Genomic DNA, 586 nt, shown 5'->3' on the forward strand with positions numbered 1-586 from the left:
TTTGGGGTTGGCTGCGTTGGAAAGTCAATGGCTCGATGGGATGGATGGCAGGTATAGAGCAGTATTTGCGGTATTCACCATTGCTGGTGCAATGTCTGCGAGTAATATGCACGTTTACAGTAGGTCAGTTCGCACTATCATCAGTTGGTCTGGTTGGATAGGAGCGATCTTGATGGTCTGCGACCCAGAGTTAAATCGAGTGTGGCTCGCATTAGGCTTTATCTTTGTCACCTTTTCTGGGATTGCGTTGAAAGAGTCGTTCTGTTTCAAAGTCCTTGGCTTGAAATTGCTACCTACGCTGTTGGTTGTGACGACATTTGCGTTGTGGTTCGAACAATCGACCATAGTTGCAATCTCTGCGTTTCTTGCGGGTTTGATCATGGCCTACTTATCTATAGCAAAATGGCGCATGCCACTGCACTTTGATATCGGCATCAAAGCGAATTATGAAGTCTAATGGGCGGGTTAGTTGAGCCCGTCATGCAAAGTGCGTTATTCCATTCTATGACGTAATGCCTGCGAAACCTTCGATGTTGGTTGGCGTTGCAGTTCATCGCTTATCATCCATCCTGCTTTGGCTAACAGC

Annotated in this window: 1 protein-coding gene and 1 pseudogene; one reads left to right on the top strand and one right to left on the bottom strand. The window is 46.8% G+C overall.

Features of this window, described 5'->3' with window-relative positions:
* On the top strand, positions 1 to 457 hold a 457-nt coding region (locus R7Q11_RS27960; protein ID WP_225467205.1), incomplete at its 5' end, for a DUF2301 domain-containing membrane protein.
* A 35-nt stretch (positions 458 to 492) separates the two neighbouring features.
* Here R7Q11_RS27960 and R7Q11_RS27965 read toward each other — a convergent pair.
* A pseudogene (locus tag R7Q11_RS27965) lies at positions 493 to 586 on the bottom strand (hydroxymethylglutaryl-CoA lyase); the annotation flags it as partial.

Source organism: Vibrio sp. 970, assembly GCF_033339075.1.